This window comes from Proteus sp. fly-1067, assembly GCF_040139345.1.
GTDB lineage: Bacteria > Pseudomonadota > Gammaproteobacteria > Enterobacterales > Enterobacteriaceae > Proteus > Proteus vulgaris_B.
In genome coordinates, this window is record NZ_JBEEUL010000009.1 from 72,164 (window position 1) to 89,324 (window position 17,161).

14 protein-coding genes are annotated in these 17,161 nt (G+C 37.8%); 6 read left to right on the plus strand and 8 right to left on the minus strand.

Annotation, left to right across the window (positions count from 1 at the left end):
- Window positions 1-131: 131 nt before the first annotated feature.
- The 3 genes from ftsP (at window position 132) to ABN217_RS12995 (ending at window position 6,485) form a co-directional block, all read left to right on the plus strand.
- A complete protein-coding gene (gene ftsP, locus ABN217_RS12985) occupies window positions 132-1,553 on the plus strand; it encodes a cell division protein FtsP (protein WP_115350153.1) in 1,422 nt (473 codons plus the stop codon).
- 457 nt (window positions 1,554-2,010) lie between these two features.
- Window positions 2,011-5,235 (plus strand): autotransporter Pta, encoded by a 3,225-nt coding sequence (pta, locus tag ABN217_RS12990; protein ID WP_349459497.1) that lies wholly within the window; start codon window positions 2,011-2,013, stop codon window positions 5,233-5,235.
- Between the two features lie 107 nt (window positions 5,236-5,342).
- A complete protein-coding gene (locus ABN217_RS12995) occupies window positions 5,343-6,485 on the plus strand; it encodes a hypothetical protein (RefSeq protein WP_340893751.1) in 1,143 nt (380 codons plus the stop codon).
- A 45-nt stretch (window positions 6,486-6,530) separates the two neighbouring features.
- Here the strand turns inward: ABN217_RS12995 and ABN217_RS13000 are convergent, their stop codons facing one another.
- The gene (locus tag ABN217_RS13000) at window positions 6,531-7,145 is read right to left on the minus strand and encodes a LysE family translocator (RefSeq protein ID WP_197269901.1); all 615 of its coding nucleotides are present in this window, start codon (window positions 7,143-7,145) and stop codon (window positions 6,531-6,533) included.
- 175 nt (window positions 7,146-7,320) lie between these two features.
- Between ABN217_RS13000 and folA the strand changes: the two genes are divergently transcribed.
- Window positions 7,321-7,806, plus strand: a complete 486-nt coding sequence (gene folA, locus ABN217_RS13005) for a type 3 dihydrofolate reductase (RefSeq protein WP_196554724.1) — start codon at window positions 7,321-7,323, stop codon at window positions 7,804-7,806.
- Between the two features lie 434 nt (window positions 7,807-8,240).
- Here the strand turns inward: folA and apaH are convergent, their stop codons facing one another.
- The 6 genes from apaH to lptD are packed head-to-tail and all read right to left on the minus strand — an operon-like array spanning window position 8,241 to window position 15,027.
- Complete coding sequence (gene apaH / locus ABN217_RS13010; protein WP_197269902.1) at window positions 8,241-9,062, minus strand: bis(5'-nucleosyl)-tetraphosphatase (symmetrical) ApaH; 822 nt, start codon at window positions 9,060-9,062, stop codon at window positions 8,241-8,243.
- 2 nt (window positions 9,063-9,064) lie between these two features.
- The gene (apaG, locus tag ABN217_RS13015; RefSeq protein ID WP_109409103.1) at window positions 9,065-9,442 is read right to left on the minus strand and encodes a Co2+/Mg2+ efflux facilitator ApaG/CorD; all 378 of its coding nucleotides are present in this window, start codon (window positions 9,440-9,442) and stop codon (window positions 9,065-9,067) included.
- Between the two features lie 25 nt (window positions 9,443-9,467).
- Window positions 9,468-10,286 (minus strand): 16S rRNA (adenine(1518)-N(6)/adenine(1519)-N(6))-dimethyltransferase RsmA, encoded by an 819-nt coding sequence (gene rsmA, locus ABN217_RS13020; protein WP_115350151.1) that lies wholly within the window; start codon window positions 10,284-10,286, stop codon window positions 9,468-9,470.
- The gene (pdxA, locus tag ABN217_RS13025; RefSeq protein ID WP_349459499.1) at window positions 10,279-11,277 is read right to left on the minus strand and encodes a 4-hydroxythreonine-4-phosphate dehydrogenase PdxA; all 999 of its coding nucleotides are present in this window, start codon (window positions 11,275-11,277) and stop codon (window positions 10,279-10,281) included. The genes rsmA and pdxA overlap by 8 nt, the downstream gene beginning before the upstream one ends.
- Complete coding sequence (gene surA / locus ABN217_RS13030; RefSeq protein WP_072070045.1) at window positions 11,267-12,604, minus strand: peptidylprolyl isomerase SurA; 1,338 nt, start codon at window positions 12,602-12,604, stop codon at window positions 11,267-11,269. Before surA ends, pdxA begins: the two co-directional genes overlap by 11 nt.
- Window positions 12,605-12,654: 50 nt before the next feature.
- Window positions 12,655-15,027: an LPS assembly protein LptD gene (lptD, locus tag ABN217_RS13035; protein WP_196554720.1), complete on the minus strand. Its 2,373-nt coding sequence runs from the start codon at window positions 15,025-15,027 to the stop codon at window positions 12,655-12,657.
- An 8-nt stretch (window positions 15,028-15,035) separates the two neighbouring features.
- Here lptD and ABN217_RS13040 point away from each other — a divergent pair, with 8 nt between their 5' ends.
- Complete coding sequence (locus tag ABN217_RS13040) at window positions 15,036-15,185, plus strand: hypothetical protein (RefSeq protein WP_176694725.1); 150 nt, start codon at window positions 15,036-15,038, stop codon at window positions 15,183-15,185.
- A 272-nt stretch (window positions 15,186-15,457) separates the two neighbouring features.
- Complete coding sequence (gene djlA / locus ABN217_RS13045; protein ID WP_196554719.1) at window positions 15,458-16,258, plus strand: co-chaperone DjlA; 801 nt, start codon at window positions 15,458-15,460, stop codon at window positions 16,256-16,258.
- Between the two features lie 243 nt (window positions 16,259-16,501).
- Here djlA and rluA read toward each other — a convergent pair whose 3' ends face one another.
- Window positions 16,502-17,155: a bifunctional tRNA pseudouridine(32) synthase/23S rRNA pseudouridine(746) synthase RluA gene (gene rluA / locus ABN217_RS13050; RefSeq protein WP_164526714.1), complete on the minus strand. Its 654-nt coding sequence runs from the start codon at window positions 17,153-17,155 to the stop codon at window positions 16,502-16,504.
- Window positions 17,156-17,161 lie beyond the last annotated feature (6 nt).

Here is a 17,161-nt window from a genome sequence, read left to right on the forward strand (position 1 = left end):
TGTCACATCCGCGCTATTATGCTCCCGTAATTTCATTTAAGTCCTTTTGTCTTTAAATCACAGCAGCTTTTTTCCTGTCCAATATTTTTGATTATGCGGTAGGAATATTTGTATTTTGTTGCGGAGAAAGTATGTCATTTAGTCGTCGCCAGTTTATTCAGGCTTCAGGCTTAGCGGTATGTCTGGGCTCAATATCTTCTTCTGTTCGTGCTGAATCAGTCAATGATAAACAATTACCAATACCGCCATTGCTCGAATCTCGCCATGGTCAGCCTCTCTTTTTGACGTTGCAAAACGTGCATTGGGCGTTTAATGGTGCGCAAAAAGCGCAGGTTTGGGGCATTAATGGCTCAACTCCAGGACCAACAATTAAAGTTAGAAGTGGCGATGATATAAAACTTATTTATAGTAACCGTCTTAGTGAAGCTGTATCCATGACGGTAAGTGGTCTATTAGTTCCGGGCACACAAGTCGGGGGTGCCGCCAGATTAATGTCGCCAGGCGCTTATTGGTCGCCAGTATTACCCATTCGCCAAAAAGCGGCAACGTGTTGGTATCACGCTAATACTCCTTTTAAAATGGCGTCTCATGTTTATAACGGGCTGGTGGGAATGTGGATTGTGGAAGATGAAGAGAGCCGATCTCTACCTTTACCCAAAGAGTATGGTGTAAATGATTTTCCGCTAATAATTCAAGATAAACGAATTGATAATTTTGGTACACCGCAATACGACAAAGAAGCTGCAAGTGACGGTTTTTATGGTGATACGTTACTCGTAAATGGGCGTGAAGATCCTTATATCGAAGTTTCTAGAGGTTGGATCCGTTTACGTTTAGTTAATGCATCTAATGCTCGCCGTTATGAATTAACTGCAAATGATGGTCGATCGCTTTACCTTATCGCCTCAGATCAAGGTTTATTAACTTCTCCCGTTGAATTGAAATCAGTGCCAATGGCACCAGGCGAAAGACGTGAAATACTCGTTGATATGTCTGAAGGGGGAGATGTCATCATTACAGCGGGGCAAAGTGCCGGATTTATGGACAGACTTCGTGGTATTTTTGAGCCTTCTGACTTATTACGTAATGCCAATATATTGACGATTAAACCGACAGGATTAATGTCATTAGTTACTGATAAAGCGCCTCAACAATTAGCACTAGATGACACACAAATTACGACCTCGATTCAGCCTAGAACCATTCAACTTCATAACAGTCCCCCAGGTATCAATAATGCTCGTTGGGAGCTTTCAAGAATTGATTTGGTGGGTAAACAAAATGGCTGGGAACGTTGGCTTGTCACTGTACCAACACCTCAATCATTCCATATTGAAGGTGCTCGTTTTAAAGTAATTAATCATAATGGGCAAAAACCTTCACCTGCAGATTTTGGTTGGAAAGATACGGTTTGGATCGAAAGCCAGAGTGAGTTACTAGTAGAGTTAAAGCAGCCTTCTTATACTCACTTTCCTTTCTTGTATTACAGCCAGTTACTAGAAAATGCGGATAAAGGAATGGTAGGACAAATGGAAATCATGCCTGCAGAATAATAGTTTAGCAATAACACTAAATTAAATTAAAAGAAAAACAGTATTTTTAAAACAAAAATACTGTTTTTTTTATATCTAAATAATGCAGATTATATTTTTTCGACTAAAGTTAAATAGAGAATAATATTCTTATGTTTAATTTGTTAATTAATTTAGTGTGATTGTTTTTTTATCTACATTCTCTTTATTAAATTGATTTAAATATTGATATTAATGGAATCAATGTTGATTAAAGTTAGTTTTAACTTTTTGTAATATAATGTGTTGCGATCTAAATGTGTTTAATCTATCTGTTAATTTGTGATTGCCTAGTCAATCTATCTATTTTTATGGCATGAAATCATATTTTTGAGATGCTCTTCAAGTAATTATTTCTCTAGAAACAAGAGAATCTTTGCGTCTTTTATTTTTGATCCTTAATAAATGTTATTAATTTAAATATAACTGAAGGTACAGAATGAACAAAGAAATAGCTTTAAGTCACCATCACAAAATGAATAAAAAAAATAGAATAAATAAAAATATATTTCAACTCTCCCTTGTTGCATCCGCGTTACTTTTTTCTGGATATTCCGTTGCATATTCAGAAGCTGGACAATTAGGTGATACAAAAAGTTGGGAAAGCCAAGAATATCAAAAAGATTGGGGCTTGGCGGCCATGAATGCCTCTAGTGCTTATGCACTTGGTTTCCATGGGCAAGGTGCCAAAATCGGTGTAATGGACTCTGGTGCATTATTGTCACATCCAGAATTGAATGATGCACGGTTTCATGCTGTGAAAGCCAAAGGCCAATATGGTTCAACTGGCATGCGTTATCCTCAGGAAATGGGGGGACATTATGAAAAAGGCCAGGCCTTTGATGTTGATGGAGGTTGGATCAAAGGTGTGAATGATACACACGGAACACATGTTACAGGTACCGTAGGCGCAAGCCGTGATGGTAATGGTATGCATGGTGTAGCGTGGGGAGCTGATGTTTATTTAGGAAATACTGGCGCGACAGATAGCAATAACTACGGTCCTTATCAAGATTACACTTATTTCTACACTGGCTGGAAAGCCATGGTCGATGCTGGTGCTCAAGTTATTAATAACAGTTGGGGAACAAACCCTCGAATTGTTAATACGGTTCCAACTAAAGGTCCTGATGGCGGTAATACAACCGTACACATGCCTGTAGATACCACTGCGCAAACTGAATATGAATATTTCTACTTTAAAAAAGTCTATGGTGATAAACCTTCCTTTGTTGATGCGGCTTATGACGCAGTAAAAGGCACTAACGTTGTACAAGTATTTACAACCGGTAACCGTGACTTTGCTCAGCCTTATTATCGCCCTCTTTATCCTTACTTTAATCCTGAAGCAGAAAAACATTGGATTGCGGTTGCAGGCCTGAAACAGAATGCGGACAAGTCGGGTTATGAATTAGAAAAAATCTTCAATGAAGCGGGTAATGCGAAATGGTGGACAGTTGTTGCACCAGGTCGTTACATTTATTCGTCAGTTGTTGATGAAGAAGGGAATGCAGGTTGGGATACTTTTAGTGGTACATCAATGGCAGCTCCTCACGTTACGGGTGCCATGGGTGTATTGATGTCACGTTACGAGTCAATGAATGCGATGCAAATACGTGATGTGATGTTTACAACGGCTAACCATCATAATCCAGATGGTTCTTTATATGATAGCTGGACTGCAGCAGAAGGAACGCCTGACGTGCGCTATGGTTGGGGTACTCCGGATTTAGATAAAGGGATGTATGGTCCGGGTCAATTCTTAGGTAAATTTGAATACAACTTAAGCATGACCCCACTTGATGTTTGGACAAATGATATTTCACAAACTGCGTTAGATTTACGTGAACAAGAAGATCTCGCATGGTTGAAGGAATATACAGATAAAGGCATTGCAGCTGGTGGTGATTACAATCTAGGGACTGATTTTGTTATCAACGATGGTAATCCAGATCCAACGTCTCATATTGTTAGTAAAGAAGATGCTGAAAAATGGCGTAAAGAGTATTACCAAAAACGAGCTGATGCTATTCAAGCTAAAATTGATGCTGGTTTATATGACGGCGCTTTAGTTAAGAAAGGTGAAGGTACCTTAGTGATGACGGGCGATAATACTTATCGTGGTGGTACAACAGTTGAGCAAGGTACTTTATATGGCTTTACTGAATCATTTGGTACAGAAGCAGTTAATGTTAATGGTGGCAAATTAGGTGTTATTGATCGCTATAATGATACTTTCACTCAACAAGGCCAATTAGCATCAAACGAAAGCCACAAAGCCAATATTAATATCAACGATAAAGGCACGTATTTAGTGACTGTTGGGCATGATGTTAATGTCGGCGATATGTCCTTAAATAAAGGGGCAAGTTTAGATATTGGTGCTGATAGTGAAGGTCAATTAAAAGATATTTACCTTAATAATACCGTTGCAACAGGTACTGTTAATGCAGAAAATTTAGTTGATAATCGTACTAAAACTAAAATGTTAGCGAATAACAACCCAGATAGTGATTACGCATTATTTAATAAAAATGTTTCTGTAAAAGACAACACCATTACAGGCACATTAAGTAAAAAGGAAAATACGTCTTTAGCGACTTTTGCTAATAATGAAAATGGTCGTTCTATTGCCAATGCTTTAGATAATACAGGTAGTGGTGATTTATTTAATGCTGTACTTCCTATGAATGAAAGGGATCTGAATAAGACCTACGGATCATTAGGTAGTGATATGTATTTAAATGCCAACAGTGCGAGTGTGGTAAATGTGTTAGGGTTAACTCGTACAGTGAAAGATCAAGCCATGGGTATTGGTCAAGGTCGTTATGCTACATTGGATAACAGTAACGCACGTATTTGGATGACAGGTATTGGCCAATGGGGTAATGCTGATTATGGTCATAGCAATATGGATGTTGATTTCTATGTCGGCTTATTAGGCGCAGAAATTGATGTGACTGAAAATACCAAAGCTGGTCTCTTCTTTGGTGCCGGCTCAACCAAATATAAAGGTAATGAGCACGGTAAAATAGACAGTAACGATATCCATATTGGTGCTTATGGCGTGTCTAATTTATATGATGTGGCTTCATTAAACTATGGTTTCACACATACTAACCAAGATAGAGATGCCAAAAGAACACTTTGGGTAGGACAAAATGCAGGTTATAACTCAACCAGTTATGATGCAAAAATTACTCAAATTTTCTTAGAAGGTGCTTATACTCAATTTAATACTAATCAGTACTCTATTGAGCCATATGCAGGATTTAGTTGGTTGCGTGTATCAACCGATGATATCAATGAAAATGTCGGTAATATGAAATTTACCACCAAGACTGATTCACAAGATATTCAAGTCGGTACTATCGGTTTACGTGGCGGATATCCATTTATGGCTGGTAACATTAATATGGCATTAAAAGGCGATATTTCTGCAAGTCATTTATTTGGTGATAATCGTCCTGAATCACGTCTATTCTTATCAAATTCTGGTGATGCAACATTACGCGGTGGTAAGCTGGATAATTTATTTGGTGTTGGCTTAGGTATTGATGCACAATTAAGTAAATCAACCACTTTCGGAGTTTCTTACCAAGGTCAATATAATAGTGATGTAAGTTCAAGTGGTATTAATGCAACATTGAAAATTAATTTCTAATTACATTTAGGTTGTTTTCTATAAAAGGTCTTTAGTGATAAGGGCCTTTTTTTGTATGAATATACAGATAAATAAAGGAATGTATTGCTATGAAATAAGGAGTTATTATGCATATAAACGAGACTAAATTTAAAATTAATCAAGTAGATGATTTTAATATAAACAAAAAAGAAAAATACAAAATAAAAAATGAAATTAATAGTATATTAAACGTTTTTAGTCATTTTTATGTGGTTGAGAGAAATGAAAATTTTTCATCTAAATTATCTTTTTTTATAAAAAAAATATTTAATTTAAAGACGAGTTTGGTTTTTTTGTTAGATAAAAGTCAGCATGCTAAGTTGAATAATTTATCCACTCTTTTTTGTGGTGATGAAAAAATAGAGTTTAAGAATTGCAAATTAATAAATTCTGACTTTATTAGTATTAAAAGAGAAGTATTAGATTCTTTATTTTTAAGTTTAAATACGGCAATAAAAAATGATTCTCATGATAATGCTAAAAAAATAATACAAACCTATCTTTATGATAAATCTAAAACAAAAGGAGATTTCATTGCTATACTTAGCATCTCTTTAGATTTGATTAATCATTATCAAAAAGAAAAATTTGAACAATTGAGTAGGCATAGTTCAGAATGTTCTAGTATGTTAGATTATATTAAACCTAGCTATAAACAGCATATTGACATGGCATTAAATTATGCTTGTAAAGAGATTAATGGAAAAAAATCTACTAAAATGGGTAATTCAATAATTTACTTGGTTAATACAATGCATAATATTTATTCTATGGAAATGGAGAAGAGATTTATTATAAATATAGCTAAATGTTTTATTGGTAAAACGGTGAAGTATAATGTTGGAAATTATAATAATGATAGTTTTACAAAAATGATAATAAACCTCTTGATAAATAAATTAAAAAACAATGAAGGCGTTAAGGAGTTTGTCGATAATATGCTTGGTTCTGGATTGTTAGACTATAATGATATCATTAAAGAAAAAGAAAAAACAGCAGAGGATGAATGCTATATATCTGATTACAATAAAAAAATAAAGAATGTTTTTAGTGAAAATATAAATAGTGATGAAATTAAAAACAATATAGCGAAGGTTATTAGAGATAATTATGAGATTATTTTAAGCCAAATGAAAAATAAGTCTAATTATCTTGAAAACGAAAGGGTTTTACTGGATGTTATTGATTATTTAAAGAGTGAAAATAATTTTAATTTAAATTTAGTATAATGAGTTATTCCTCTTTAATGAAATTTATTAAAGAGGTTTTTTAATTTAACTCAATGCCACTTTAATCCCCAAACCAATCAATACTACACCGAGTACTTTATCGATACTTTTTTGGACTTTATTAAGTACCTTTCTGACTGGTGAACTTTGGATTAATAAAACGAGTGAGGGCCAATAAACGATAGCTAATCCCCAGATGATAAAGGCATACCACAATTTTTCACCAATACTTGAATCAACACTTAGCACTTGTGTGAAAACGGCAAGAAAGAAAAGGGTTGCTTTCGGATTGAGTAGGTTACATAAAAAGCCTTGCATAAAGGCTTTTTTAAAGCTGATTTGTGAATGCTGTGTCGCTTTCTCATCAATCGTATGATTAGATTTTGAGAGTAAGCTATGAAAACCAATCCAGAATAAATACACGGCCCCAGCATATTTTAAAATGGAAAAAAGCCAAGGTGTAGTAGTGATAAGTACAGCAATACCGGCAACACAATACGACATATGCACAAGTAATGCAGCTACAATACCCATTGCGGTCATCATTGCAGCAGAGCGTTGATAACGTGCCGCATTTTTTACAACGAGAAAAAAGTCAGGGCCTGGTGAGATCATACCAAGTAAAGCAATTGTAAAAACGACTAAAGAAGTTTCAAGCATAATAGCGCCTTGCATATAACAATATTATAATGATTGAATCTTATATGATTAAGTTAACACTTCGAGTATAAAGCAATTATTTATTATCTAGGAAGCATAATTTGTATCGACTCAGGTTTTAGCTTTACGTATAGTGTGAGCAGTTTTTTTCCCATCTTTACCCGTAGGTGTGTAAATGAATATTAGTTTAATCGCAGCATTAGCGATGGATCGCATTATTGGTATGGAAAAGGCAATGCCTTGGACATTACCAGGTGACCTCGCATGGTTCAAAAAGAATACGCTAAATAAACCCGTTATTATGGGCCGGGTGACTTATGAATCTATTGGGCGTCCTCTACCGAATCGCCTCAATATTGTGTTAAGTAGCCAACCAGGAACAGATAGTGAAGTTGTTTGGGTGAAGTCTGTAGAAGAAGCTTTGCAAGCCGCTGAAAATTATGACGAAATTATGGTTATCGGTGGTGGTAAAGTGTATGAGCAATTTTTACCTATGGCTAATACACTCTATCTAACACACATCGATGCTGAAGTAATTGGTGATACCACATTCCCTGATTATGAGCCTGATGAATGGGATTCTACTTTTATGGAATATCATGAAGCTGATGAAAACAACTCTCATAACTACTGCTTCGAAATATTAAAAAGAAGAAAATAACAAGAATTAAATAAAAAGGGAGATTAAATATCTCCCTTTTTATTATTCCTATATTATTAATATAAGAATAATAAAAAATAAGATTTATTATACCAACTAAGAATTTTATTTATAAAACTTATTATTTAAACGTGATCATTATTTATATTTTAATAAACTCATTTTATAAGAATAATGTATGAGATATTAATCAATATATAGATTTTTTATTCTCAATATTGTGGTTTTTTCTGCTTATTTCGCATCGAAAAAAAATAAGTTATTGATTTATAGGTGGTAATTTTTATTATTTTTTTTGGTGTTCGTTTTTATATAAGAAATGTTCTTTTTAGTATCAAAAAAACAAATTAGGTAAAAATAAGTAGGGTGGAATGAGTAAAGCGCAAAATTGAGTTTTTTACTTTTTGCGCTTGAAATGAAGATAATGACGAGAGTTACTTTGGTGCAGATAGGCTAGCCTGAGTGAAATATTGTTTATCTTCCCAGCGCAAGCAAGTGAGGTTTCCTCCCCAGCAACACCCAGTATCAAGAGCATATACATTATCAGGAGTGCCTTTTCCTTCAAGAGAGGCCCAATGGCCAAAAATAATGCTATAACCTTCCGGAAGTTGACTTGGTAAATCAAACCAAGGTTTTAATGGTGCAGGGGCTTCTAATGGCTTGTCTTTACAAATCATATCCAATTGACCATTAGGAAAACAGTAGCGCATTCGAGTGAATGCATTGGTACTAAAGCGTAATCGTGCTAAACCAGTAAGTTCTGGTGACCAATTATTGGGTAGATCTCCATACATTGAATTAATAAATAAAGGATAGCTATCACTACTTAAAATGGCTTCGACTTCACGGGCACACATTTTTGCAGTTTCTAAATCCCACTGTGGTGTGATCCCTGCATGCGCCATAATAATTTTCTTTTCTTCATCAACTTGAAGCACAGGTTGGCGTCTTAACCAATTAATTAACTCATCTACATCTGGAGCATTGAGTAATTCATTAAGTTTATCTCTTGGTTTATTTCGGCTAATTTTTGCAAATACACCTAATAGATGAAGGTCATGATTACCCAAAACAAGTTTTAGAGAAGAGCCTAAGCTTTTTACAAAACGTAGCACTTCAAGTGAGTCTGGTCCCCGTGCAACAAGATCACCCGTTAACCATAATGTGTCCTGTGTAGGATCAAAACTCACTTTATCAAGAAGGTGGCGCAGTTCATGGTAACAGCCATGAATATCACCAATTAAATAAGTTGCCATAATTAATTTATCAATGTTGGAAGTGCAAGGCGGAAAACAGGGATCTCTATTTGAAATAATCGACCGTCAGTATCAATCATTTCATAATGGCCTTCCATTGTTCCCATCGGTGTTTCAAGAACGGCACCACTGGTATAGCTGTAATGCGTACCGGGTTCAATCAGTGGTTGTTCACCGACAACACCTTCACCTCGAACTTCTGTCGTATTACCTTGTGCATTGGTAATTAACCAGTAACGGCGCAGGAGGCGAATTGCACATTTATTCAAATTATGAATTGATACCGTATAAGCGAATACATAGCGTTCATCTTCAGGAGATGATTGGCTTTCGATGTAAACACTTTGTACTTGTATCGCCACTTTTGATGAGGTGAACATAATGCCTCCTGTCTCTGGCTTTATCTTATGCTTGAGTATCTTGCTTTTGTGATAACCAGTTTGCCACTTTACAGTATTGCTCAACAGAAATATTTTCTGCGCGAGCAGTCGGGTCGATCCCCAGAGCAACCATATCTTCTGCTGTTAGCAATCCACCTAAACTGTTACGCAATGTTTTGCGTCGTTGGTTAAATGCTTGAGCGGTAATACGGCTTAGCATTGCAATATCCGTAACTGGATATGGCTTTTCTTTGTAAGGGATCAAGCGAACAACGGCTGAATCCACTTTTGGTGCTGGTTTAAATGAAGTAGGTGGAACTTCAAGTACAGGAATGATTTGGCAATAATATTGCGCCATCACACTTAAGCGTCCATAAGTTTTGCTACCGTGACCAGCAACAAGGCGATTAACCACTTCTTTTTGCAACATAAAGGTCATATCAGAAATAGCATCAGCAAAACTGAAAAGGTGGAACATAAGTGGAGTGGAAATATTATAAGGCAAGTTACCAAAGACACGCAGAGGCTGCTGACGTTCTTTTGCTAATTGTGCAAAATCAATTGTCATTGCATCTTGCTGAATAATGGTCAGCTTGTCTTTTAATGTAGGATGAACTTCTAAACGAGCAGCTAAATCACGGTCGATTTCAACTACTGTCATTTTATCCATTCTCGCGCCAACGGGTTCTGTGATAGCGCCTAAACCGGGACCAATTTCAACAATGGCCTCACCGGGTTGTGGATAAATAGATTCAACAATACTTTCAATAATATAGCTGTCTGTTAAAAAGTTCTGCCCGAAGCGTTTGCGGGCAAAGTGCCCCTGATGGACTCTATTATTCATTACAATTTTGTATCATATTAATGGCTAAATTTAATGCGGTGCAAAAACTGCCAGCATCTGCGCTTTTTGTACCTGCTAGCTCAAGGGCTGTGCCATGATCAACAGAGGTACGAATAAAGGGAAGACCGAGTGTTATATTCACTGCACGACCGAAACCTTCATATTTTAGCACAGGTAATCCCTGATCGTGATACATCGCTAGTACAGCATCAGCATGTGTTAAATATTTAGGCTGAAAAAGGGTATCAGCAGGATAAGGCCCATGGAGGCTAATGCCTTGCTGACGTAATTGTGTTAATGCAGGCTCAATAATATCAATTTCTTCACGCCCCATATGGCCACTTTCCCCAGCATGAGGATTAAGGCCACAAACATAAATTTGAGGTTCTGCTATGCCAAATTTAGTTTTTAAATCATGATTTAAAATGGTGATAATTTCATGCAGTAGTTCACCTGTAATAGCATCGGCGACATCTCGTAGAGGCAAATGTGTGGTTGCTAGCGCGACTCTTAATGTGTCTGTTGCTAACATCATGACCACACGTTCACAGTGACTACGATCGGCAAAAAACTCGGTGTGTCCTGTGAAATGTACACCCGCATCATTAATAATTCCTTTATGAACGGGGCCAGTTACTAATGCAGAGAATTCGCCATTAAGACAGCCATCACAAGCACGAGCTAATGTTTCTACAACGTATAACCCATTGCGTGCATCTAATGCACTTGGAATAACATTGTTATGAAGTGCAATAGGGAGTACACAAATTTGGCTTGGTGTGTGTGCCTGAGGTGGTGTGGCAGGATCGTATTCAACTAATGAAAGAGGCTGGTTTAATAATTCTGCTCTTGTTTTAAGTAACTGAGGATCAGCACAAACAACCCAAGGTAAATCCCAACTCATTTGTGCTAATGAGATAATCAGGTCAGGACCAACCCCGGCTGGTTCGCCGGGGGTGATAACAAGTGGTTTTATTTGCTTAGTTTGCATTATTCTCGTTCATTATTTTCACATAAGCCCCTACTCGTAGCTCTTGCATCCAGTTTTGTACTTCTTCATTAAACTTACGATTAAAGAGTAAACGGTATGCTTGTTCTTTATTAGCTGCATCTGTTTTGTCAACACTACGTGTGTCTTCTAATTCAATTAAATGCCAGCCAAAATTTGAACGAACAGGTTGGCTTAATTCATTTTTATTTAAGCGCATTAACGCATCGCGGAATGCTGGATCGTAAACGTCAGGCATTGACCATCCTAACTCACCACCACGTAATGCTGAACCTGGATCTTCAGAGTATTCTTTTGCTGCATCAGCAAAGCTTATTTTGCCACTGCGAATATCGGCAGAAATTTGCTGTAATTTGGCATAGGCTTGCTCATCATTCATGATTGGAGAGCTTTTCAGCAGAATATGACGACTTTTAACTTCGGTGACAGAGAGTGTATTTGAGCCACCACGAATATCGTTTACTTTAATGATGTGTAAGCCGACACCAGAGTGAAGAGGCCCTACAATTTGCCCTTTCTGTGCATTAGCTAATTCTTTTGCAAACAGAGTTGGTAATTCATCAATAGATGCCCAACCCATATTACCGCCATTTAAAGCTTGTGGATCAGCCGAATAAGTTGCTGCTAATTTACCAAAATCAGCACCATTTTTAAGTTGATTCATTATGCGAGTAATGACTTGTTTTGCTTTTTCCATTTCTGCTGGAGCAGGGTTTTCTGATAATGGAATTAAAATATGGCTTAAATTCAGATCAACACTTTGGCTTGCTTGGCTTTCAATTTGCTTAGCAAGAGAATCAACTTCTTGAGGCAAAATTGTAATACGGCGACGAACTTCATTGTTACGTACTTCTGCCAGCATCATTTCTTTGCGAATATCTTGGCGATATTCGTTGTAAGAAATGCCATCAGCTAAGAGGCGTTTTTTCATTTGATCAAGTGAAATTTTATTTTCAGCGGCAATACCTTGAATGGTAGATTCTACTGCTGCATCAGGAATATCAATTTGCATTTGCTGTGCCATTTGCAAAATGATGTTATCCATCACCAAACGCTCTAGGATTTGTTGGCGAAGAACTTGCTCATCAGGCATTTCCTGACCCGCACTTTTTGCGTTCATTTTGACAGTCTGTAGCATTCTATTGACGTCACTTTCTAGAACGACACCGTTATTGACGATAGCCGATACACGGTTTAATTCTTGTGCAGCAAACGTTGTTGAGCTGGTAGCTGCACCGACCGTGATCATTAAGCCGATAAACAGCGTTTTCCAATTTTTCATAAGTTTCCCATTATGTGTTTTCCGCATCTTGTTGCGGGATGACATATTTATTCAGCCAATTCCGTAGTCTGATTAAATCAGAATGCTCTTTGATAAGGTAAGATACCGCGTTCAAGCATTTTCTGGCTACCCAAACTATGATTGTTACTTAGGCCTCTGAGTTCCACGTTGATTGACCATTTATTGTCAATATCACTGTGGTCAACTTTCCAGCCAACAATTTTTCGTTCATAACCGACGTTCACAGCCCAGCAACAGGTATTATATTGCACACCAACCATCTGGCTAACAGGTTCGGATTCTTTAGTATCAAAGTAATAAGCACCCACAAGACCCCAGCGTTCGGCTAATGGCCAACTGCCTACAACACCGACTTGAGAAATACCTTTTTGGTATTCAGGAAGTTTATTAATACCACCATCGTAAGGGCGAACACGCGTTGCTTGAATATAATCACGATCAACATAGCGATAACTCAACTGTAGAAGATGATCGCTATCGGCGCGATATTCCATAATCGCATCACCCATTGATACGCTACCTAAACGACGGTCATATTGTAAACCACCACGCATACCCACAGTATCAGTGATCCGCCAGTAGGCATCACCCGCCCAGACCATTGAACCTGTTTCATCTTTACTATTAATGATTTCGTTACCAGTAGAAGAAGGTCCTGTTCTTGGGCGCTCAAAGAAGTAGATTTGACCTACAGAAACGTTAAAACGTTCAACCAATTCGCTATCATAAAAACGCGAAGTTACACCGGTTGTTAATTGGTTTGCAGAAGCAATGCGGTCTAAACCACCATACATTCTATCGCGGAAAAGCCCGCCATAGTTTGACTGTAATAACGCGGAGTCAAAGTTATTGATATTAGACTGATCTTTATAAGGGACATAAAGATATTGTACTCGTGGCTCAAGGGTTTGTGTAATGTCATTAGTCTGATATTGACGCTCGAAAACCACTTTCATATCAGATTTAAACTGTGGTAATACCCGATTAACACTGTCATCTAATTGGTTAGGATATCTTTTCTTATAAGCATCTGGAATGTCCTGATCGTAATGAGTTGCCATTACTTTCAGTTCATTATTAAAGCTTGCCCAACCCGTAGATGCAGGGAGTGAAATCGTTGGCTCAATATGGAAACGATTTGCTTCAGGTGTATTCTCACCCACGCTGGTAAAACGTACAAACTGAGCATAAGTTCGGAAATCAAATGGCCCGACATCATTCTTATAATAATTCAGATCAAGTTGTGGCTCGGCACGATAAGCTCTTGCATCTTTATTATCAGAGAAAATTTGGAACTGTTTAGTGGTTAATGTGGCATTCCAGTTTTGTTGTGCATAACCCGTACTAAATTTTTGAGTGGCATAACCATCGGTGGTATTACCATATTGTGAGGTAAAGTCGGTAAAATATTTATTATCACTCACTTTTGTGTAGTCGGCATTGAATCGCCACACATTATTCATGACACCACTATGGCCCCAGTAGAATAACCAACGTGTGGCGGTATCACGAGGAAGATAGCCTGCTTTATTTTCTTCTTTGTCTTTATTGTATTGGCTATCGTGATTAATCCAATCTACAGCGATGGTACCGCGTCCCGGCGTTGTTAAATAACGAAATTCGTTATCTAATTTTAAACCACGACGGCTAATATAATTAGTTGTAATAGTGGCATCATAATTAGGGGCGATATTCCAATAGTAAGGGAGTTGGAAATCAAATCCGGAACTACGAGAATAGCTTCCGTTTGGAATTAAGAAACCAGAACGACGTTTATCACCGATAGGTAATTGAAGATAAGGGCTGTAAAAAATAGGGACATTAGCAACACGAAAACGTGCATTCCAAATTTCAGCAACTTGTTCTTCACGGTCTAAAATAACCTCAGAGCCGACAACGCTCCAGCTATCATCGCCAGGTAAACAAGAAGTGAACATCCCTTTATCCATAATGGTATAGCGGTTCTCGCCACGCATTTGCATCTTGTCGGCATAACCACGGCCTTGGCGGCCAACCATCTGGTAATCACCTTGCTCAATATCCGTATCTTTATTATTAAGATTAGACCAAGCACGAGGGCCTTTTAAGATAATTTGAGGATCATCATAAGAGACATTTCCTGTCGCGGTCACCATTCTTAATGGCGTCTCTCCCTCAGTTTGTGTCAGTTCAACACTGTCTGCACTTAAGGTTTGGTTTCCCTGTTTAATATCAACATCACCTTTATATTTGATCATGCGAGGATATTCACCTTGCATATCATTTGCAGTGATAGTGACAGGCAAGTTATTAGGATCGCCCTGTACTAATGGTTTGTTATAAACGGGGACTCCCAGTAAACATTGGGAGGCAAGATCAGCATAAGCAGGCTGACCGTATATTGTGGCCCAAACTAAGGTGGCCAGCAGTGTGGGATAACTTTTTTTCATAAGTATTTATGTGCTTCCGTCATCAGTGGCTTCATGCTGATAAACAGCCAGAAACTAACGCAGGGAGTTATGCGACACCAGCCCAACGTTCTGAACATTGTTCTAACGGTAACCGAAAAATAGGCGTAAACCTCATTTTTTCGATGTTTCTGTGTTGAAATAGGGTTATAGCCTTATTAGAAACAAAAAAACACCGCGCTGATGCGGTATTTCGTGCGGTCTAATAACGCTAAAGTTATTCGTTTGGTCACTCATTTTACTTTAACACAATTTAAACGAAAACAGCATTACCTCTGTCCAAAGAGAAACAGTAAATCTCTTCATTTTAAGAAAAAGTCTATTTAGACGTCGCTTGGTGTTAGGTGTGCAAGCAAATGAATAGTATGATAATGCAAAATTGCAGGCAGAGCATTGAAGATTTGAGGAGTCTATGCGCTATTGGGGAAAATTATTAGGCCTTATCATCGGTAGTTTTGCGGGGGTAGGCTTCTGGGGTATTGTTATTGGTGTTTTTCTTGGACACCTCTATGACATGCAACGAGGTAAATTAGGAAGTGGTGGGCGCTATACTCGTGATAGACAAGCTTTTTTCTTTGCTGCGACTTTTCAAGTTTTAGGACACCTAACAAAATCAAAAGGGCGAGTCACTCAAACGGATATCTCACTTGCAAGTGAATTGATGGATAGGATGAATTTACACGGAGTAGGGCGTCAAGCTGCTCAGCAAGCATTTAGAGAAGGCAAATCACCAGATTTTCCCTTAAGAGCTACCTTGCAACGTGTTCGACAAATTTGTGCTGGCCGTCGTGACCTACTTCAGATGTTTCTGGAAATTCAGTTACAAGCGGCTTTTGCCGATGGCCAATTGCATCCGAATGAAAGAAAAATGCTGTTTATCATTATTGATGAGCTGGGTTTTTCGCGTGCGCATTTTGAACATATATTAGCAATGATGCAGGCTGGCCAAAATTTCCATTATCAAAATAGGCAAGGATATCAGCCTCAACCTCAAGGGCCAACACTCTCTGACGCATGTAAGGTACTTGGTGTTAAGGAGAGCGATGATGTTAAAACCATAAAAAGAGCTTATAGAAAATTAATGGGAGAACATCATCCAGATAAACTTGTAGCAAAAGGTTTGCCACCAGAAATGATGGAAATTGCAAAACAAAAAGCACAGTCCATACAAGTTGCTTACGATTTGATTAAAAAAGAAAAAGGATTTCGTTAACATCTTGTAAAAGAAGATGAGAAAAGAGAGAATTATTCCGTGATAGAGATAACTTAGGTTGAGTTGAGTTTATTATTTATCACGGTAAAATATAAGTGAAATTTAATTATTTCATTCTCTCTTCTCTTAAAAAAGGAACTATATCCATGTCAAACGTCCGTGTTCTTGTTGGGGTTATGGGATTAGCGCTTTGCCTGCTCCTTGCTTCATTGAGTTCAGTGACTGTTTTAGTGTCATAAGACATTAAAAATCGGCAAGGCATTCAAAATGTATCGGGGATCGAAAAGCAGGATGCGTAATAAATAATTCCTGAGCATGTAACTGCAGGCGAGGAGCCATCGCTCTTGCCTGCGGATGTGCATAAAAGCGATCCCCTAAAATAGGATGCCCCAACGCTAACATGTGTACCCGCAATTGATGTGAACGCCCCGTAATTGGCGAGAGTTTGACTCTTGTCGCATTCTCTTCATACTCCAGCACCTCATAAAAAGTTTGCGCTGCTTTTCCCGTTTCATGACAGACTTTTTGTTTTGGTCGATTTGGCCAATCACAAATTAATGGTAAATCAACCAATCCTTCTTCTTTTTCGATATGCCCCCATACGCGAGCAATATAGGTTTTTTTCGGTTCACGTTCACGAAATTGACGTTTTAGCTCACGCTCAGCATCTTTATTTAGTGCAACAACAATGACGCCACTGGTTGCCATATCTAAACGATGCACACATTCGGCATTAGGAAAATCAGCTTTAATGCGCGACATAATACTGTCGTTATGCTCTGGCGCTTTGCCCGGCACAGATAGTAATCCACTGGGTTTATTGACGGCAATAATATGCTCATCTTGATATAAAATATGTAACCAAGGATCAGTCGGCGGGTTATAAACTTCCATCATGGTGGA